General features: G+C 64.2%; 18 protein-coding genes. 11 read left to right on the top strand and 7 right to left on the bottom strand.

Annotation, left to right across the window (positions count from 1 at the left end; translation table 11 throughout):
* Positions 1 to 26: 26 nt before the first annotated feature.
* From CH293_RS05515 to CH293_RS05480, 8 genes are all read left to right on the top strand, one after another.
* Entirely contained in the window at positions 27 to 1,163 is a 1,137-nt protein-coding gene (locus tag CH293_RS05515; protein ID WP_094719604.1) for an FAD-dependent monooxygenase, read from the top strand.
* A 41-nt stretch (positions 1,164 to 1,204) separates the two neighbouring features.
* On the top strand, positions 1,205 to 1,498 hold the full coding sequence (locus CH293_RS05510) for a putative quinol monooxygenase (RefSeq protein ID WP_094719603.1): 294 nt from the start codon (positions 1,205 to 1,207) through the stop codon (positions 1,496 to 1,498).
* A gap of 85 nt (positions 1,499 to 1,583) precedes the next feature.
* A complete protein-coding gene (locus CH293_RS05505; protein ID WP_080732921.1) occupies positions 1,584 to 2,558 on the top strand; it encodes a fumarylacetoacetate hydrolase family protein in 975 nt (324 codons plus the stop codon).
* Positions 2,555 to 3,418, top strand: a complete 864-nt coding sequence (locus CH293_RS05500) for an SDR family NAD(P)-dependent oxidoreductase (RefSeq protein WP_094719602.1) — start codon at positions 2,555 to 2,557, stop codon at positions 3,416 to 3,418. The genes CH293_RS05505 and CH293_RS05500 overlap by 4 nt, the downstream gene beginning before the upstream one ends.
* Before the next feature lies 1 nt (position 3,419).
* Positions 3,420 to 4,814: an NAD-dependent succinate-semialdehyde dehydrogenase gene (locus CH293_RS05495; RefSeq protein ID WP_176459918.1), complete on the top strand. Its 1,395-nt coding sequence runs from the start codon at positions 3,420 to 3,422 to the stop codon at positions 4,812 to 4,814.
* A 36-nt stretch (positions 4,815 to 4,850) separates the two neighbouring features.
* Positions 4,851 to 6,032: a S9 family peptidase gene (locus tag CH293_RS05490; RefSeq protein WP_037108236.1), complete on the top strand. Its 1,182-nt coding sequence runs from the start codon at positions 4,851 to 4,853 to the stop codon at positions 6,030 to 6,032.
* Positions 6,029 to 7,096, top strand: a complete 1,068-nt coding sequence (locus CH293_RS05485; protein ID WP_037108233.1) for an SMP-30/gluconolactonase/LRE family protein — start codon at positions 6,029 to 6,031, stop codon at positions 7,094 to 7,096. The genes CH293_RS05490 and CH293_RS05485 overlap by 4 nt, the downstream gene beginning before the upstream one ends.
* 2 nt (positions 7,097 to 7,098) lie before the next feature.
* The gene (locus tag CH293_RS05480) at positions 7,099 to 8,016 is read left to right on the top strand and encodes an alpha/beta hydrolase fold domain-containing protein (RefSeq protein ID WP_094719601.1); all 918 of its coding nucleotides are present in this window, start codon (positions 7,099 to 7,101) and stop codon (positions 8,014 to 8,016) included.
* A gap of 22 nt (positions 8,017 to 8,038) precedes the next feature.
* On the opposite strand, the gene ggt is transcribed toward CH293_RS05480, so the two are convergent.
* Positions 8,039 to 9,967 carry a gamma-glutamyltransferase gene (ggt, locus tag CH293_RS05475; RefSeq protein WP_094719600.1) on the bottom strand — a complete coding sequence of 643 codons (1,929 nt, stop codon included), beginning with the start codon at positions 9,965 to 9,967 and terminating at the stop codon, positions 8,039 to 8,041.
* Positions 9,968 to 10,027: 60 nt separating this feature from the next.
* Positions 10,028 to 10,960 (bottom strand): LysR family transcriptional regulator, encoded by a 933-nt coding sequence (locus CH293_RS05470; RefSeq protein WP_094719599.1) that lies wholly within the window; start codon positions 10,958 to 10,960, stop codon positions 10,028 to 10,030.
* Positions 10,961 to 11,101: 141 nt separating this feature from the next.
* Here CH293_RS05470 and CH293_RS05465 point away from each other — a divergent pair, with 141 nt between their 5' ends.
* Together CH293_RS05465 and CH293_RS05460 are read left to right on the top strand one after the other, a co-directional pair.
* A complete protein-coding gene (locus tag CH293_RS05465; protein WP_037108223.1) occupies positions 11,102 to 12,499 on the top strand; it encodes an SLC13 family permease in 1,398 nt (465 codons plus the stop codon).
* Between the two features lie 108 nt (positions 12,500 to 12,607).
* Positions 12,608 to 13,744 (top strand): PrpF domain-containing protein, encoded by a 1,137-nt coding sequence (locus tag CH293_RS05460; protein ID WP_094719598.1) that lies wholly within the window; start codon positions 12,608 to 12,610, stop codon positions 13,742 to 13,744.
* 3 nt (positions 13,745 to 13,747) lie between these two features.
* Here the strand turns inward: CH293_RS05460 and CH293_RS05455 are convergent, their stop codons facing one another.
* The 5 genes from CH293_RS05455 to CH293_RS05435 are packed head-to-tail and all read right to left on the bottom strand — an operon-like array spanning position 13,748 to position 18,608.
* Positions 13,748 to 14,224 carry a RidA family protein gene (locus tag CH293_RS05455; protein WP_094719597.1) on the bottom strand — a complete coding sequence of 159 codons (477 nt, stop codon included), beginning with the start codon at positions 14,222 to 14,224 and terminating at the stop codon, positions 13,748 to 13,750.
* Positions 14,221 to 15,879, bottom strand: coding sequence for a M24 family metallopeptidase (locus CH293_RS05450; protein WP_094719596.1), 1,659 nt, complete (start codon positions 15,877 to 15,879; stop codon positions 14,221 to 14,223). The genes CH293_RS05455 and CH293_RS05450 overlap by 4 nt, the downstream gene beginning before the upstream one ends.
* Positions 15,880 to 15,910: 31 nt before the next feature.
* The gene (locus CH293_RS05445; RefSeq protein ID WP_019663763.1) at positions 15,911 to 16,684 is read right to left on the bottom strand and encodes an ABC transporter ATP-binding protein; all 774 of its coding nucleotides are present in this window, start codon (positions 16,682 to 16,684) and stop codon (positions 15,911 to 15,913) included.
* 25 nt (positions 16,685 to 16,709) lie between these two features.
* Positions 16,710 to 17,732: an ABC transporter substrate-binding protein gene (locus CH293_RS05440; RefSeq protein WP_094719595.1), complete on the bottom strand. Its 1,023-nt coding sequence runs from the start codon at positions 17,730 to 17,732 to the stop codon at positions 16,710 to 16,712.
* Positions 17,733 to 17,753: 21 nt separating this feature from the next.
* Positions 17,754 to 18,608, bottom strand: a complete 855-nt coding sequence (locus CH293_RS05435) for an ABC transporter permease (protein ID WP_231383853.1) — start codon at positions 18,606 to 18,608, stop codon at positions 17,754 to 17,756.
* A 490-nt stretch (positions 18,609 to 19,098) separates the two neighbouring features.
* Between CH293_RS05435 and CH293_RS05430 the strand changes: the two genes are divergently transcribed.
* On the top strand, positions 19,099 to 19,746 hold the full coding sequence (locus CH293_RS05430) for a TetR family transcriptional regulator (protein ID WP_037108205.1): 648 nt from the start codon (positions 19,099 to 19,101) through the stop codon (positions 19,744 to 19,746).
* Positions 19,747 to 19,826 lie beyond the last annotated feature (80 nt).

Raw genomic sequence — 19,826 nt, 5'->3', positions numbered from 1 at the left:
CGCGTGTCCTTCCCAGGAGAAAACCCATGTCCCGATCCATCAATCGTGTGCTCGTCGTCGGAGGCGGTACCGCCGGCTCCGTCGCAGCACTTGCCATGCGTCGCAATGGCATCGATGTCGTCCTGGCCGAACGCCAGAGCGCCTGGCCTACTCTCGGCCACGGCATCACCCTGCAGGGCAATGCGCTCATGGCGCTCGACCGGGTAGGAGTAGTCGACGACATCCTCGCGGCAGGCTATCCGTGGGATCACGTTCAGTTTCGTACCGCCGACGGGAACCTGATCAACGACATGCCCATGCCGCCGATGGGCGGCCCCGGCTTGCCTCCCGGCATGGGATCGATGCGGTTCCATCTGCAGCGGGTGCTCAGCACCGCCGTCGATGCATCCGGGGTGGACGTTCGAATGAATCTGTGCGTCCAAGGGATCGACGACGACAGCACGAGTGACGGTGTCACCGTGAGGTTCTCGGACGGTTCCGAAGACACCTTCGATCTCGTCGTCGGGGCCGACGGGATCCGCTCCACCGTACGCCGTTCGATCGGCATCGATGCGCAACCGCAGTCGGTCGGGATGTCCATCTTCAGGATGGAAGGTCCACGGCCCGCGGACATGACGTGCTCGCAGATCTTCTACGGCGGCCCGCGGTACAAGGCCGGTTTCACCCCGACCAGCCCGGAGCGCATGTACGCCTACATCATCGACGACGATCTGCCGCTGAGCGATTTCGGCACCGGCTCGTTGCCCGAGATCATGTCCGAACGGACCGAGGGTTACCACGGACTGTGGGACGACATCCGTGCGGACATGGGCCCCGACACGCTGGTCGACTACCGCACCCTCGAAGCGTTGCGCATCGACGGACCGTGGCACCGCGGCCGCGTCCTGCTCATCGGCGACGCCGCACATGCGTGCCCCCCGATGCTCGCACAAGGTGCAGCCATGGCGACCGAGGACGGAGCCGTGCTCGGTGAGCTCCTCGGCCAGGACCACGACGTGGAGACCCTCCTGGACTTGTTCATGCAACGCCGACAAGCCAGGGCCGAGATGGTGGTGGAGAACTCGGTACAACTCGCCCGGTGGGAACTCGAACCGGACACCCCCGGAGCTGACCCGGCAGCGCTCATGGGCGCGTCGATGGGCATTCTCGCACAACCGTTCTGACTCAATTTCGCTCGACACCCTTCAACAGAAAGAGATTCATCATGTCGTTCGTCTGCTCCGCAACCTGGACCGCTCAGCCCGGCCAGGAGAGCACCGTGCACGAAGCACTCGTCGAGCTCGCTCCGGCCTCCCGCAACGAGCCGGGTTGCCAGACGTACATCGTCCACCAGGATCCCGAGCAGCCCTCGATCTTCCGCATTTTCGAGGTGTACGACGACGAGGCCGCATTCAAGGCTCACGGTACGTACCCGCACTTCGAGACGTACGCACTCGGCAAGGCCATCCCGGCGCTGGCCAACCGCGAGCGCGCGTTCAGCACGGTCCTCGACGTCTGACCCGAGACGACGCCCATCCTCCCCAGCGCACCGTCGACATCACGTCGCGTCCTGCGGTAGTGCGCCCAACGAAGGTAGAACGGTCATGAAGTACGCCCGTGCACGACACGAGTCCGGAACACGAGTGGCAATCGTGGGGGTCTCACCGGACGGTGAGACCCCCGACCACCTCGAGTTGTTCCCCCTCGGCACAGACCTCCTCGACGTCGCAGTCCGACGCGCCGTTCCGGGTGCCGATGCGCCCCGCGTCGCGCTGACGGACGTGGAACTGCTCCCCCCGATTCACCCCGGGAGCTTCCGTGATTTCGTGGCCTTCGAGGAACACGTCCAAGGCGCGTCGTCGATGAGCCCCGACCCGGCCGCTGCGATGAACGCGTGGGCACAGGCACCGACATTTCTGTTCGGCAACCCCCACGCCATGATCGGCGCCGACGAGCCGGTGGTCCCCCCGTCCGACACCGACAGTCTCGACTTCGAACTCGAAGTCGGCGTGGTGATCGGGCGGGACGGACGTGACCTCACCGCCGACGAGGCACGAGAGTGCATCGCCGGCTATCTCGTGGTCAACGATTGGTCGGCTCGCGATATCCAACGTCGGGAGATGGCAGTCGGTCTCGGCCCTGCCAAGGGCAAGGATTTCGCGACGACGATCGGGCCGTGGCTGGTCACGCCCGACGAGATCGAGGGGTTCCGCATCGGTGATCGACACGATCTGCGCATGCAGGTGAAGGTCAACGACGCGGTCATCGGCGAGGATTCTCTTGCCCACATGGGGTGGTCCTTTCCCGAGCTCATAGCGCACGCATCTCGTGCCGCATGGGTACGCGCAGGGGACCTCGTCGCATCGGGAACCTGTGGGCGCGGCGCACTGTCGGAGTTCTGGGGGCGTAGCGGTGTTCAGGATCCTCCGCCCCTGCGCACCGGGGACGTCGTAACCATGACGGTCGACATCCTCGGCACCGTCTCGAACGAGGTGGTAGCAGCTCGCCCGGATCGGCAGCTGGTTACCCGTGCCGCCGACCTCGACGCACTCAAGGCAGCAAGGGAGGCCCGAGCATGAACGTCGCGACACCTGGTGCGGCAGGACGTATGGCAGGCAAAGTCGTCGTGGTGACCGGTGCTGCCCGCGGGCAGGGCGCAGCGGAGGCGCTTGCACTCGCAGCACAGGGAGCGAGAGTCGTCGCCACCGACATCACCCGCCCCGAGGAGCTCGATCCGCAGCAGTTCGGTGACCTCGGCGGCGCCATCGTCTACCGCCAGCTCGACGTCGGGGATCCCGCGGCATGGGCGGCGCTCGGCGCAGAATTGAGCCAGACGTACGGCGAGGTTCACGGATTGGTCAACAACGCCGGACTCACCCACCGCGCACGCTTGATGGACGTCGAAGTGGCGGACTGGGAACGCATGTTCCGGGTCAATACCACCGGCGCACTTCTCGGTATCCAGACAATGGCGCCGCTGATGAAGTCCGGGGCGTCCATCGTCACGATCGGAAGCGTCGCGGCTGTCACACCCCATTACACAGTCGCGTACACGGCGTCGAAATGGGCAGTACGGGGGCTGTCGAAAGTGGCAAGTCTCGAACTCGGGCCACGTGGTATTCGCGTCAACCTCGTTCACCCCGGTTACATCGAAACCCCGATGGTCGCGAACGCGCCCGCTACCTTCCGCCAGGCCAACATCGACAGCACGCCCCTGGGGAAAGTCGGCAGTGTGGACGACATGGCGAACCTCATCGTCTTTCTGTTGAGCGACGAATCGACCTACATCTCCGGTGCCGAGATCGCCGTGGACGGCGGATTCTCCAGCCAAGGCGGAGTGAAGTTCCTCTCCGACGCAGTCATGCCCCCAGCCGACGCAGTCATGCCCCCAGCCGACGCAGTCATGTCCCAGCCGACTCCCACCGAAGGATTTAAGTGACATGGGAACTCTGACCAGTATCGATCCAGCGACCGGTGATGTCCTGGGTACCTGGAACACCCACAGCGACAACGACATCCAGCGGAGCGTCGACGCTGCGCACGAGGCCTTCCAGGCTTGGCGCACCAGTGATCGGGAGCAGCGCACCGCGATGCTCGTCGCCGTTGCAGATCGCCTGACCGAGCGCCGCGAGGCCTTGGCTGCCCTGGCTACCTCCGAGATGGGAAAACCCACAGCCGAGGCACTGGCCGAGGTCGACAAGTGCGCGTGGACCGCGCGCTTCTACGCGGAGAATGCGTCCGACTTCCTCGCCGACCGCATCGTGGATTCGCCGGCAGCGCAGAGCTGGGTCAGCTACGAACCTCTCGGTGTCGTGTTGGCGGTCATGCCGTGGAACTTCCCGTTCTGGCAGGTCGTCCGCTTCGGCGCACCGGCAATCGCGGCAGGCAACGCAGCGCTCCTCAAACATGCCCCGTCCGTCACCGGATGCGCGCTGGCAATAGAAGAAATCTTCCACGACGCTGCGGAATCGGTGAACGCACCCCGATCGCTGTTCACCACCTTGCTCGTCGACGAGGCGCAGGTGGGTGCGGTGACCACCGCACTGATCAACGACCCCCACGTCGCCGCGGTCACCCTGACCGGTAGCGAACGAGCCGGGATCGCGGTCGCGACCGCGGCCGGGTCCGCACTGAAGAAGACCGTTCTCGAACTGGGCGGATCGGATCCGTTCGTGGTACTCGACGACGCTGATGTGGAGCGAGCAGTGGAGGGGGCGGTTCGGTCTCGGTTCCTCAACAGCGGCCAGAGTTGCCTTGCCGCAAAGCGGTTCATCGTCGCCGGGTCGATCGCCGAGGAATTCACGAGTCGTTTCACCGACGCCGTCGCAGCGCTCCGGGTAGGAGATCCCGCCGACCCGCAGACCCAGGTCGGACCGTTGGCGCGACTCGATCAGGTCACGGCGCTCGAAGGACTGGTCGAACGCTCGGTCTCCGGTGGCGCAAAGATCCTCACCGGCGGTGCACGTCGCCCCGGCCCAGGAGCATTCTTCGAGCCGACCGTCCTCGCCGACGTCACCACCGACATGCCGGCGTTCAGGGAGGAGACCTTCGGTCCGGTCGCAGCCGTGATTCGTGCCGTCGACGACGACCACGCCGCACGTCTGGCGGACGACAGCGCCTTCGGACTCGGTGCGAGCGTGTGGTCTGCCGACCTCGAACGAGCCCTGGCGGTCGGACGCCGAATCACCTCCGGCGCATTGTTCGTCAACGCCGTTGTGGCCTCGGACGCTCGCTTGCCCTTCGGCGGAACCAGACGGAGCGGCCACGGTCGAGAACTCTCCGAAGAAGGCATACGCGAATTCACCAACATCCGTACCACCTGGATCGGCGCCTGAGCGCACCAGAAGTAACCAATAGCGAAGGACAAGTACGTGTTCGAATACTTCCCCGGAAATTATGTGTGGAATCTCTCCGTCGTCGCCGCCCTCAACAGTGGCGGAACGATCGACGAGGTCGATCGTGCGTGCCGCCCCATCCGTGACGCCGCAACGCGAGGTGAGGACGCAGGCACCGAGGATTTCCTGCGAGCCTGGTCCACCCTCGTCGACCAGCTGACCACCGATGCGGACGCCGCCGAAGCCGCCGGCCGGCTTCGAACCGCCGGGCAGTTGTATTTCCGGTCCAGCAGCTACCTCTCGGTCGCCGAGCGCATGCTGTCGAACTCCAATCCCGACCGCATTCCGACCTACGAACGAATCCTGGACCTGACCGACAAGGCTCAGCGGTTGATCGATCCGGCCACCACCCGCGTCGAGATCCCCTACACCGCCGACGATGCGGCGCCGGGCGCGTTTCTGCCCGCGTACTTCACCAAAGCCGTACGAGCCGACGGCTCGCCCGCGCCCGTGGTCATCCAGTGGAACGGATTGGACTCGACCAAAGAGCATCAGTACACCTCGGGCTTCTGCCATGAACTGGCCGCGCGGGGTATTTCCACGCTCATGGTCGACACACCGGGGACGGGTGAAGCACTACGGCTGCAGGGACTGGTGGCGCGTCCCGACAGTGAAGTCTTCGCCAGTGCCTGCGTCGACTGGCTCGAAGAACGCGACGACGTGGACGTCGACCGGATCGGTCTCGTCGGATGGTCGCTCGGTGGTTACTACGCCCCCCGTGCGGCGGCATTCGAGAAGCGGTTGGCGCTCGTCGTCGCCTGGGGAGCGAACCACGACTGGGGCGCTGTGCAACGAAGCAGGCTCGAGCGCGAAGGCGAGCGGCCGGTTCCGCACTACTGGGAGCATGTCCTGTGGGTGTGGGGACACGACGATCTCGACACCTTCATCGAGTTCGCCGACCAGATCAACCTCGACGGTGTCGTGGAGAAGATCACCGTTCCGTTCCTGATCACTCACGGCGAGAACGATCGCCAGATTCCGCTGCGGTATGCGCACCGCTCGTACGAGCAGGCAATCAACAGCCCCAAGCGCGAACTACGGGTCTTCACTGCCGAGGAGGGCGGTGCCGAGCACGTCAGCCTCGACCATCTCCCACTCGCGTCGTCGTTCGTCGCCGACTGGATCGACGAGACGTTCACCGCGGTGGACAAGTCATGAGCGTCTCGCTGGACGACTGGACACTCGATCCGGCCGACATCACCTTGACCGGATCGGGCCTGTCCCGACCGGAATGCGTACTCGCCGAACCGTCCGGGGATCTATGGATTGCGGACCTGTCGGGCGGCGTACTGCACATCGACGCCGACGGCCGTCAAGAACTCATCGGCCCCCTCGACGGCGGCGGACCGTTCGCGCCGGAGGTGAACCCGAACATCGACGGAAATCAGGGCTTTTCCCTGCCGAACGGGTTGTGTTTCGACCCCGACGGAAATTTCGTGATCGCCAACTTCGGGACCAACGTGATCGAACACCTCACGCGGGACGGCCATTACACGCTCATCGCCGACTCGGTCCGCTGGCCGGACGGGCGCACGACTCCCATCGGGAAGGCCAACTTTCCGGCGTTCGATTCCGAGGGGCGGCTGTGGTTCTCGGTGACCTCGTCGACGGACACCTGGAGTCGGCGACCGGCCCCTCTCGCGTCGGACGGATACATCGCGGTGATCGACGACTGGAAACCGGGTCGACCAGGATCGGCCCGGGTGGTCGCCGACGGTCTGTGTGGGACCAACGAGATGCGGTTCTCCCCCGACGGTACCGAGTTGTTCGTCGCAGAAACGGGCGCCGATCACATGACCCGCTATCGGGTCGGGCCCGATGCGACACTGACCGACCGTGAGGTCTACGGACCCGATCGACTCGGCGGTGGTCCGGACGGATTCGCGTTCGACGCAGACGGAAATCTGTGGACGACACTGATCGGCGCCGACCGTCTCGTCGCAATCACCCCTCAGGGGCGCGTTGTCACCATCTGGCAGGACGGCGACAACGCGTCGGACGATCTCGAAGACAACGGGATCGGGACCACACTCGCCGCCAAGCCCGGTGACGGTCTGGCCCCGCGCATGGCAAGCATCACCTTCGGCGGGCCCGACCTGCGTACCGTGTACATCGGCTCACTCAACGGAACGTCGTTGCCCACGTTCAGATCGCCGATCGCCGGTGCACCGCTGGCGCATTGGAGTTCGACAAAGCAACCGACGACAGGAAGGGAACTGTAAGAATGGACCTCACTGCACAGATTCGCGCTGTGGTGCTGTCGAAGTTCGTCACCCGTGTGATCAAAGCGCCCAAGCTCGATCTGACCACTCGCCCGGTGGGCAAGCCGGAAGAACTGATGGTGCCGACGCGTCACGGCGAGATTCGCTGTTTCGTCACCCGGCCTGCGTCGGATGCCCCCTTGTCCGCGAACACAGTTGCGCCTCCCGTGCACATCAACATCCACGGTGGCGCATTCCTGATCGGCAACCCTCGTCAGGACGACCAGATCGTCCGAGCCGTCGCAGGTGACGTGGGCGCCGTGGTCGTCAACATCGACTACACGACAAGTCCTCGACAGCGGTTCCCCCGTGCTCACGAAGAATGCTTCGATGTGTTCGAATGGGTACGTCGCGAGGGCAGTCGCATGGGGTGGGACACCGAGCGCATGTCCATCGGCGGCGGAAGCGCCGGCGCGAACCTCTCGCTCGGGGTGATCGAACTCCTCCGTCGAGCAGGCAAACCGACCGTGCGTACAGCGGTCCTGACAGTCCCACTCGTGGACTCCACTGTTCCACCGGAGTACTTCGCCTCTCTACCCGGGAAGCATTTCGTCAGCGAAGCATTGATCCGAACGATCAACGTGAGTTACTTCGCCGACGCTTCGAGCCGATCGGACACTCTCGCCTCGCCGCTTCTGCTGGACGCCGAAGAGCTCGCTGCGCTTCCGCCTCTGCTCGTCCTGGCCGCCGAGGACGACTCACTGCGGTCGCAAGCCGAGAGTTTCGTCGTCAAGGCGCACGCTGCGGGGGCCGATGTGACACAACAGATCGTCCCTGGAGTCGATCACGACTTCCCTGTCATGGCCTCGACAGCGAACGACACTGCTCAACGTAGTGCGGGGAAGTCCATCGTCGAACACCTACTGCACTGGCTGGCCTGACTCGAGACACGCTGCCTTCGATTCAGTTCCCCAACACGATGCCTTCTCGACGAGGATCGGCGCCGCCGGTCCAGCCGTCGTCGGTGCGCTGGAGCGCGCTGAGCCCACTGGATTGGTCCGCTGTGGACACTTGATGTCCCCATTGTTCGAGTTGGCGGACGACGGGGTCGTCAGGTCCGGACACATTGGGGTGCTCACCGCCGTAATTGGTGGCAGGGGAGTTCGCGGCCCCGAAATCCACCATGGAGACGGCCTGTTGGGGGTTCATCCCCCAATCCAGCACGCCGACAAGTGTCTTGACCACGAACTGGATGATCACTGATCCGCCGGGCGAACCCGCGACCAGTGCGAGGTCGCCGCGGCTACCGTCGTCGGTTCGATCGAAGACGAGCGTCGGCGCCATCGAGCTACGTGGGCGCTTACCTGGCTCGACTCGGTTGGCCAACGGCGTGCCGTCGGGCGACACAGGCTCGGCGGAGAAGTCCGTCAACTGATTGTTCAGCAGGAAGCCGTCGACCATGTGGAACGAGCCGAACGCGGACTCGACGGTCGTCGTCATGGATGCGGCGTTTCCGTAGCTGTCGACGACGGAGATGTGGCTGGTCCCGTGCTCCTGGTCGGTGGACGACGCGAACTGCACGGGGCCGAAGTCGCCGTGCTCGGCCTTGCCCATGCTGCGCGCAGGATCGATGAGAGCCGCACGCCCGGAAAGGTACTCGGGATCGAGAAGGGCGTCGGGTGAACCACCGGGAAGCGGTACGAAATCCGGATCGGCGACGTAGAAGTCGCGGTCTGCGTAGGCGAGTCGTTCCGCTTCGGAGATCAGATGTACGCCCTCGGCCGTCGGGACACCGCCGTCGGCATCCATGTCGGTGGGCGCGTACTGGCCGAGATCGAAGTTGGACAGAATCCCCATCGTCGACGCGACGGCTATCCCACCGGACGACGGCCCGGGCATTCCGCAGATGTCGTGGTCTCGGTATTCGGTGCAGACGGCGGTTCTGGTCTTCGGCTCGTAGGCGGCCAGGTCCTCCAGGGTCAGTGATCCCGGTGTGCGGCCGGCGGAGGTGTCCGCGGTGGCGTCGACGATCGCTTGCGCGATGTCGCCGGTGTAGAAGGCGTCGGCGCCGCCTGTTGCGATGGCGGACAACGTCTTCGACATCCCGGGATTGGTCAGTACCGTTCCCTCGGCCTTCGGGGACGCGTCCGGGTTCAGGAAGTACTCTTTCGACGACGGGTCGAGCGCGAGCTTCGGCGCGGAATCGGCAATGGACTGTGCCATTCGCGGACTGATCTCGAAGCCGTTGTCCGCGAGCGCGACTGCCGGATCGAAGAGCTCCGCCCAGTCCTGCTTTCCGTGGTCGGCGTGGGCTTGCTCGAGCATACGCATGACGCCCGGCACGCCGATCGATCTGCCGCTGGACCGTGCGTCGGGCTGGGGCACCGTCCTGTTCACGTCGTCGATGTACCGCAAGTAGTCACCGGTTGCTGCCGCGGGTGCGACCTCGCGTCCGTCGTACGCCTGTATGTCACCCGACGCCGCGTCGTAGTAGAGAAGGAATGCTCCTCCTCCGATTCCCGACGACTGAGGTTCCACCAGACCGAGGACGGTCTGCGCGGCGATCAACGCGTCGGCGGCGGTTCCGCCGTCCGCCAGCACCTCGCACGCAGCGTCGGTGGAGATCGGATTGGCCGTCGACACTGCGAAGTCCGCGGTGTCGACCGGTTCCATTCCGGAGCGGTAGCCGGTTGCGATCTCCGGATTGGTACCGATGTCACCTCCGGCCGGCGGCGCCGCCTCCACCGTGGTCACCGAGTCCGATGCGGGCAACGTACAGGGCTCGGGCGCGGAGGCGTCGTCCTGTGATGTGGTGCAGGCGGTGATGGGAATCAGCACCAGAGCGCACGCCGCAATCGTCAGTTTCTTCGCACTGAACTCCGAGACACCCATTGCCCGACGCTACCTCACGGTGTGATGGTGACGCGTCGCTTCAGGCGTGATCGGCCCGGCTCACGCCGTTGCAGGGGCTCCTGCGATTCGGTCCGCGGCACCCCGCAGGGCGCTGGAGATCGCGTACATCGCGGGTGTGTACTGGCGGCGAGCAAGCGACGCGATGTAGATGACGCGTGTCGGAACGTTGTCCTGTGCTCGGAAGCGAACGGTTTGCACATCCGGGCGATGGTGCACCACTGCAAGTCTGGGAACCATAGCAATGCCGACTCCGGCGGCGACCATGGCTTCGATCTCCTGATAATCGTGGGCCTCGTACACCACTTCCGGCTCGAATCCTGCTGCGCGGCAACTGCGAAACAATACCTCGGCGGCCGGGTGGTCGCTGCTACGGATGATCCACCTCGACTTCTCGAGGTCGGACAGGGCAACTTCCCTGTCTGCGTGAACGTCGGTGATCGGGCGCAGCAGGAGAGTCTCGTCCTCCATCAACGATTCGAGCGACAGCGACCTTTCGGCTTCCTCCGTCCATGCGTAACTCCACAGCAGGGCCAGATCCACTTCGCTGGAGTGAAGCATGTCCAGCAGTTGAGGGCGTACCGCCGACCTGACTCGGACGTCGACCCCCGGCCATCGCGCGTGGTAGTCCTTCAACGCGTCCGAGAGCAGTGACGCGCTGACTGTGGGGAACGAGCCGAGTCGCACCGATCCACGCGTCAATCCCCGGATTGCTTCGAGATCACCGCTTGCCGCGCGCATCTCACGGCGGAACAGTCGGGCCCTGCTCGTGAGGATCTCTCCTGCTTCCGTCAACTGCACGCCGCGGGGGAGCCGCGTCAGGACCGGCTGCTTGATGCTGTGTTCGAGCTTGGCGATGCGTTGGGACGCAGCGGACGGGGTCATGTTCGCGCGTTCGGCGCCTGCGGTCAGCGAACCCGCCTCGGCAATGTCGAGCAGGAGGAACAGGGTCACCACATCGAAGGAATGCTGCACAGCCGGTCTGCTTTCAGTTGAGCTAAACGAGTTGGTAGCAGAACGATATTGTTCTGAACGGCACAGGTCAATAATGTGACGTGGACAACGTTCAAGCGCTGAATGTAACCAAGGATCGACCCAGCCACCGAAAGACCTCCCATGACCTCCATCGAGTTACTGCCACTCGTCGCCCTGGTCGCGATGTTCGTGATTGCAACCTTCTTCCCGATCAACATCGGAATCCTCGGCTTCATCGGCGCGTTCGCCGTCGGGTACTTCGCGCTCGGATACGACGACAAGGAAATCCTCACGGCCTTCCCGAGTTCGATCGTCCTGACCATCGTCGGCGTCACCTACTTCTTCGGAATGGCGAAGAAGAACGGCACTATCGACCTACTGGTGAACAGCTGTATCCGGGCCGTTCACGGCCGAGTGACGGTGGTGCCGTGGGTGTTCTTCTTCGCCGCGTCGGTACTCACCGCGTTGGGAACGTTCAGCCCGGCGGCCGTCGCGTTGATCACACCCGCCGCGATGGGATTCGCCGCTCGCACCAGGATGAGCCCTCTGGTCATGGGCATCATGGCCATCAACGGCGCTCATGCAGGCGCATTCTCACCGATCTCCGTGTCGGGCGTGCTGGTCCGCGACATCGTCGAATCCAACGGGTTGTCCATCAACCCGTGGACCCTCTTCTTCGCCAGCTACGGCATCAACCTGCTGCTCTCGGTACTGACCGTCGTCGGCTACGCCACGGTGGCTCGTGTCCGCGGTCTCGAGTACACCGCCACCGGCACCAGCGAACCCGAGCCCACCAGCGGGTCGCGTGACGGTTCGCCTCGTCTGACTCCCCGGACCGGCGGCGACGGGGGTGCGAGAATCCCGGCCGGCGGTGGTCGTCAGGCCACGCAGGTTCTCGCCAGGCCAGGCGGCACCGCAGTGCTCGGCGCGCCCGAGCCCGTCACGGCAGTGCAGAAGCTGACGTTGTTCCTCATCGGCGCGCTTCTCGTTCTCGTCCTGGTCCTGCATCTGCCGATCAGCTTCATCGCGATCGGCGCGGGCGCCGTCCTGGCCTTCACGGACTTGAAGAAGCAGAGCGAGGCGATCGCGGACATAAGCTGGTCGACGGTCCTGCTGGTCGCAGGCATGGTCACCTACATCTCGATCCTCGAAGAGGTCGGCACCATCGATCACCTGGCCGAGATGGCAATCACGATCGGCGCACCGATCGTCGTCGCGATCGTTCTCTGTTACGTCATCGGCGTCACCTCGGCATTCGCGTCGTCGACGGCGCTGCTGGCCGCGATCATCCCGCTCGCGATGCCGCTGCTCGGAACAGGCGCACTGCCCGTCGTCGGAGTAGTCGCTGCCCTCGCGATCTCGGCGACCGTCGTCGACGTCTCCCCGTTCTCCACCAACGGCGCACTGGTGCTGGCCAACGCTCAGAACATCGAGCGACCGCGTTTCTACCGCCAGCTTCTCCTCAACGCAGGCATCGTCGTCGCCATCGCACCTGCGCTGTGCTGGCTGATCCTCGTCGTCATCCCGGAGATGCTCTGATCGCGTTAAGTTCTCCTGAACCTCGCGAACATATTTCGTAATTGTCCTTGACGCGCCGAGAACGCACGCTGGAATCAAGCTTCAGAACATGATCGAAAGGCACATCGGATGTTCACTCTTCGAGGAACCTGGATGCGCGGCGGCACCAGCAAGTGCTGGCTGTTCAATGCCGTGGACATCGACCCCTACATCGCGGACGCCGGGGGACTGGACGCAATCCTGACCGCGGCCTTCGGGTCGGGAGATCCCCGCCAACTCGACGGAGTGGGCGGGGGAAGCTCGACAACGTCCAAAGCGGCGATCGTGCGACGCTCGGCCACCCCCGGCATCGACGTCGACTACCTGTTCGCGCAGGTCGCCGTCGAGAATCGAACCGTCGAATGGGGAAGCAACTGCGGCAACTGCGCCACCGCGATCGGTCTCTACGCGGTGCAGGCGGGACTGGTTCCCGTAGGCAACACGGTCACCGTCGTCCGGATGCGCAACGAGAACACCGGTGCCATTCTCGCCGCGGACATCGCGACACCCGACGGCCGAGTCCCCACCGAGGGCGACGCCGCAGTGCCCGGCACCACCGCACTCGGCGTCCCCGTCGGTCTGACCTTCACGGACCTCGCTGCCGATCGGGTCTCGCTTCTGCCGACGGGTGAAGCCGTCGACAGGATCGAACTGGACGGGAAGGACTACCGGGGCACCCTTGTTCGAGCGGGCGCCCCGGCGGCTCTCTTCGACGCCTCGGACCTGGGACTCGGTGGGTCCGAACTCAACGACGTTCTCGGCCTGCATCTGCCGGTTCTCGTAGCGCTGCGCAGACAAGCAGCGCTACGCATGGGACTCAGCGCACCCGACGAGCCGATCACCCACGCGATCCCCAAGGTGGGGGTCGTCGGACCGCCCCGGGACTACCGCACAACCGCTGGTGTCGACGTCGACGCAGCCGACTACGACATCTCCGTCCGCATGCTGTCGATGATGGCGCCCCATCCGGCCATCGGTCTGACCTCCGCTGTCGCCGTTGCCGCCGCAGCCACCGTGTCCGGTGGGGTGGTCGCCACCAATGCCCGTATCGGATGGCCAGGTTCCATCCGAATCGGCACCGCAGCAGGGGTTCTCGACGTCGACATCGCCCTGGACTCGGCCGGACTGCTGCACTCGGTCACGCTGCGTCGGGCGGTTCGCCGCATCGCCACCGCCGAACTGTTCGTGGCCGTACCGTCGCCGATCCTGGCCTCGGTCGGTAGCTGAACGCTACTGCCGGACAGCGACGACGGCTTCCAGTTCCACCAGTGCATTCTTCGGTAGGACGTGCGTCGGCAACGTCGTTCGAGCGTGACGACCCGCAGGTCCCAACACGTCGATCAGGAGCCCCGACGCGGATTCGGCGGCGGCCGGTTGGTCCGTGAAGTCCGGTCCGCTGGCAATCCAGACGTTCAGTTTGAGAACCTGAGCCACGTTCTCGAGTCCGACGGCCTGATCGATTCTGGCCAGCAGATTGAGCGCGGCGACCTCGGCGGCGGCCGCGGCATCTTCGGTGGTGGCGTCCACGCCTGCCTTGCCGCCGAGGATCTCTCCGCTCGGGGTGCGCGAGATCTGTCCCGACAGATACAGCACATCGCGGTGCTGCGTCCAGGCGTAGTAGGAGTAGGCCGGGGCGCCGAGCTCGGGCAGAGTCAAGTTCCGTTCTGCGAGACGCTGCCGGGGATCGATGGTGCTCGTGTCGGTCATGCCGTGGTCCTGTCGCGTCGAGTGAGGTTGTACGTTCCGTTCCGGCCGATGAACCAGAGATCTTCGGTACCGATGGCCACATCTCCGTAACGCCAGGGGATCTCGGCAGCACCGAAGGAGCCCACGTCGAGCGCGTGTTTGTAGCCGGGACGCAGCTCGTTGGCGAAGGACTCCTGTTTGCCCATGAGATGGCCGACGTTGCGGCGACGATAGATGGTGTTAAAATCGGTGTCCTCGCCGAGCATTCCGATCTCGATCATGCGGGGGAGGTGCGGGGCCAGGAACTGCAGCGTTCCCTCGTGGACGTCCTCGCACACGACACCCGGGCGGAGTTGGCCGATGATGCCCTCCCGTACGACCGTGAAGAAGAACTCGTACGCTTCCTTGGCCGCAGGGGTGCGCGGAAGCGAACGAGCCATGTCGGACGTCGCGACGACGACGCCGTCGATGGTCACCTGCACACCGGCGTCGAGCTGAATGCACGTGGTGTCCCCGTTGATCGGGAAGTCGACGGGTGGGCCAGGGAACAGCATGCGGTTCGACGAGTGCAGGTTGGTGAAATACGGCTCGACGACGAACCCGATGGCATTCTCGGTCGTGAACTTGTCGATGAAGTCGACGTAGCGGCCGTAGATGTCCAGTTCGGTGAACTCGTTGCCTGCGTCGATTTCCTGTTCGGCCCAGGCCAGCGCCTCCTCGATCGCGTACACGCTCGTCCTGGCCGCGATGACCTGGAACGGTAGGTCTTCGTGATCGCGGATGTCGCGCCAGTGCGCCAGATCGATCGACGCGGAGACCGGATTCAACCCGGCGGCCACGAGCTGTCCGGCGATCCCGACGGACATGAATTCTTCCTCGATACCGATCCGCTTCCCGGGCACCAGTGCCGCGACGGCCTCGGCGAGAGAGGCATAGTGGCCGACCGCGTCGCCGTACTCGCTTCCGTCGGCGGTGGTGATCACGAACACCCGGTCGCTCCCCGGTGACCACACTGCGATGTCACCGCGTGCCGACCTGCCGGTGATCTCGGAGAAGTTCGGCGGCGCGAGCACGACCAGACCGTCGACACCGCGTTCGGCGGCAATGGATTCCAAGCCCCTGAAACGAGTGTCCGCGGCACCGAAATCCTCGGTCAGACCCTGCAGGTGCGGCACGTCGGAAATCAGCGCGGTGGCGACGTCGGCCCCACGTCGACGCCAGTCGGTGAACCGATCGACGATCTCCGACGTCGAGATCGCGTGAACACGAACAGGACTCGGAGCGAGAGGTTCGGTGGTGACCGTCAGGCTGTCCGAGAGCGTCAACTGGTGGCTGTAGACCACGTCGGCGTCGAGATGCACGGCGTCGTCGTCGGCAAGGTTCTTCACCAGGGAGGTAAGACTCTGCGCGACGGTGACATCGGCGATGGGACGTGGATCGATGGTGACCCACGGTGCGTAGAAGCGGATGCGCTCGGGGGCGACGCCGGCCGAGAGGACGTTGCCCTGTTCCTGCTGGCGGACGAGGAGGATGGCGTCCTCACCGTCGCGGGATGCGATCAGTGGCGTGACGAGCGGATGGGAGTCCAACCGAATGGCCGAGAACAGCAGACTCTTCCGGGGGTGCAGGCCGAACTCGTCGGCCAGCGTGTCGAGATGTGCGGATAGACGCAACATGATTACTCCTGTCGTTGAAAACTAGTCGAGGTCAGCTGATTCCGGCAGTGACCCCGATGTGCGACTCGACTTCGGTGACGTAGTCGGCGAACGTGGGTGAATAGCGGTGCTCTTTGTCGCGGGGGCGGGGCAAGTCGATCGTGATGTCGGCGATGATCCGGCCCGGGCGGTCTCCGACGACCACGACGCGGTCACCCAGCCAGACGGCCTCGGAGATGCTGTGGGTGACGAAGACGACGCTGCATCCCGTCTTCTGCCAGATGCGCTGGATCTCGAAGTTCATGGTGTCGCGGGTCATCGCGTCGAGTGCACCGAACGGTTCGTCCATCAAGAGCAGTTCCGGGTCCGATACCAAAGCCCGACAGATGGCGACTCGCTGCTGCATACCGCCCGACAACTCGTAGGAGTAGCGCTTGGCTTTGTCCTTCAGCCCCACCATGTCCAGGAGTTCGAGTGCCCTGGCCTTCGATGCGTTGTCGCGAGTGCCTCGGAACTCCAGCGGCAGCAGGACATTGTCGAGGTTGTTGCGCCACGGCAGCAGCACCGGGCTCTGGAAGACCATGCCGATCTCTTCGACACCCGCGGCGATCGGATCGCCCTTGATGAGCACCTCGCCCTTCGTCGCCGCCTGCAGCCCGGAGATGGTTTTCAGAAGGGTCGTCTTGCCGCTGCCGGACTGGCCGACGATCGAGACGAACTGGCCGTGCTCGACGTCGAAGTTCACGCCGTCGAGGACCGCGTTGGTGTCGCCGTCGCGCGATCGGAACGAGACCCCTACATTGTTGACTTCAACTGCCTTGTTCATTGTTCTCTCCCGGTCAGGTAGGCGGTCATGGTGCGGAGATCTCGTCGGAAGTGGGTAGTGGGTCGATGAAGTCGTTGCTGTAGACCTGTGCGGGCGTCAGCGTCGAGTTCGGATCGAGACCGAGAAACTCTCGGGAGACGTCGATCATCTGTTGGACGCCGTCGTCGGTCATGAGGCCGAAGGGCTCCGACTCCTCGCCGAGGCGATTGTTCAGCGCGCACTGTTCGTCCAGGGCAAGAACGACGGTGCTGGTCTCGTACCCCTGCACCTCCTTGTGGAACGAGTCGGCAGCGCCCTCCGGGTTCTCGCAGGACCACAGGTAGGCCTTCTGCAGCGCCCGGTTGAACTTGACGACGCGCTCCGGGTTGTTCTGCAGTTGCTCGTTGGAGAAGACGATTCCGTTGCCGTACAGATCGATGCCGAGGTCGGACCACTTCAACACCACCGGCTCCTTGCCGAGGGCATCGATAGCCGGACCGTCGGAGACCGAGAGAGCCAAATTGGCGTCCCACTGGCCCGAGACGAGCCCGGGAATCTTGGCGCTGCTGGCCGCGTGGATCACGTTCACGTCGTCGGCGGAGAGGCCCAACTTGCTCAGAGCGTACGGCCACATGGCTGTCATCGCGCCTGCACCCTCGGTTGCAATGGTTTTGCCCGGCAGGTCTTCCCAACTGTGGATGTCGCCGTCGGACAAGGCAACCACCGCATAGGCCGACCGGGCCTGCAGCAGGTCCACCTGCGTCACCTGAGCGCCGCGACCCTGGTTGAGGACGGTGACACCGAAATCGGCCCACCCGGCGTCGACCTTGCCGGTATCCACGGCGGCGACGGTGTTACCCGACCCGGATCCGGGCATCACGGTGACGTCGAGGCCTTCCTCCTCGAAGAATCCACGATCCACGGCCGCGAAGAAGGGTGCGTGCTTGGGCAGGTACCCGACGTCGACCATCAGCGACATCTTCTCGCCGGATCCTGTTGCGCTACAGGCGGTCAACGGTGCGACGAGGGCGGCGGCGATCATCAACGCCGCAGTGCGTGTCCTACGCATTCTGGTCTCCAGTTCGATCGGTCATTTCGCGTGGGACTTCCAGGGCATGAGCTTCTTGCCGGCGAAGTCGACGACGAAGAACAGAACCAACGCGATGGCGGCGAGTACGAAGAACGCCGCGAACATGGCGGCCAGATCCACCTGACTGTTGGCGAGCATGATCACGTATCCGAGGCCCTTCGACCCGGCGATGAACTCACCGACGACGGCGCCGCCCACAGCAAGGGAGATCGAGATCTTGGCACCGGAGAAGATCGACGGAAGTGCGTAGATGAACTCGATTTTCGTCAGACGCTTCCATGTCGACGCCTTGTTGATCCGCGCCAGTTCCTTCAGCTCGTGCGGAACGGTGCTGAGACCGTCGAACGTGTTGATGACCAGTGGGAAGAATGCAATTGCCATGGCGACGAACGCTTTCGACTCGAAGCCGAAGCCGAACCACACGATGAACAGAGGTGCCAGGGCGACCTTGGGAATCGTGTCGATCGTGACGAGGGCCGGATAGAGAAACGTGCGGATCGTCGGTGAATAGTGCAGCAGGCCGCCGCACACGATGCCGAGCAACGTGCCGCCGACGAATCCAGCCAGCGCCTCGCCGATCGTCACCCAGGCGTTCGTCGCGAAATAGTCGAAGCGGGAGAACAGTTCGGCGAACGCCGCGACGGGTCCGACCAGAATGTATTCAGGAGGTCGGGTTATCGCCACTGCCAGTTCCCACAGGCCCAACAGCCCGAGGATGCCGACGACGGCTTTGGTGCCGGTGACGAGCGAGTCGCGACGAGGCCACGGCCTGCGGGTCGGTACTCGAACCGGCGGTGCGGCAGGAGTCGGAACGCCTGCGGGCGCTGCGCTTGTCTGTATTTCGGATGCTGTCATGGCCATTCATCCTTCGGTGAGGGATCGAATTCAGGGCTGGATCGTTGTGACCGAACGACGACTGGGGTTGCCGACACGGTGCGGGCTCGACGAGGACTGGTGGGCGCAGGCATTCCGGCGTGCCTGCACCGCTCGGTGGTGCGACTGCTCCCGATTGCGCGATCGGCAGCGACTACTTCGTCTGCATGAACAGGGTTTCACTTTTTGGTGAACTAGGCGAACCGTACAACGTGATCGTCGACACGTCCATAGATCGCCGGCAGACAATGTCCACGCGCTGACCGCTGGAGACGGCTGTTCGTGCCGCTTTACCTGTGTCGATGCCCCAGTTGAATCGACGGATGCCAAAAAGAATGGGCGTGTACCGGCCTTCCGGCCCCGCGATCGACGTCTTCGTCCACCGGATCGGCCTGTGCCGTGGTTCACTGTCTGGTGTAAGTCGCCGAACAGGCGTAGGGAACGAGTGGAGACAGCCAGGGGGTTCGACACGATGTCGACAGCGTCCGAGGTTCAGGGCCGCCGAGGTGCACGCGGCGGGGATGTTCGGGGCAACATCTTGACGGAGGCCATGGCGGAATTCGCTGCCAAGGGCTTCACCGGCGCACGAATGGACGACATCGCGCTGCGAACGAAGACGACGAAGAAGATGATCTACTACTACTTCGGCGACAAGAAGGGCCTCTACCGATCGGTGCTGGAGAGCGCGATCGTCAACATTCGCGCCGAGGAGCAGCGGGTTCACGTCGACGAACTCGACCCCGTGGACGCACTCCGGCGCGTCGTCGAGCTGACCTTCGACTACCACGAGCGCAACCCCGACTTCGTCCGTCTGATGGCGAGCGAGAACACGCTCAAAGCCTTCTACCTGGGACAATCCGGGGAGCGAAGCGAACTCGCCGGCCCGGCACTGGATCTACTGTCCGACATCCTCCGACGCGGCCGCGAGGCGAAAGTCTTCAAGGACGGTATCGACGCCGTCGACCTCCACTTCACCATCACCAGCTTCAGTTTCTTCCGCGTCTCCAACCAGTACACCTTCGACTGGCTGTTCCAGTTCGACCCCGTCGCGCCCGAGAACCGGGAGCGCCTTCGAAAAATGCTCACCGACATGGTCATCGGATACGTGACTGTCGGCTGACGCTGCACAGAGTGTGGTCGCGAGACACGAATTGCCCGATACTTCGTCGATTCGGCGGTATTCCGCGAATTCGTGAAGTA

The sequence above is a fragment of the Rhodococcus sp. 14-2470-1b genome (assembly GCF_002259415.1).
Classification (GTDB): domain Bacteria; phylum Actinomycetota; class Actinomycetes; order Mycobacteriales; family Mycobacteriaceae; genus Rhodococcoides.
The sequence above is the reverse complement of the archived record's forward strand: the minus strand, read 5'-3'. Positions and strand labels throughout refer to the sequence as shown.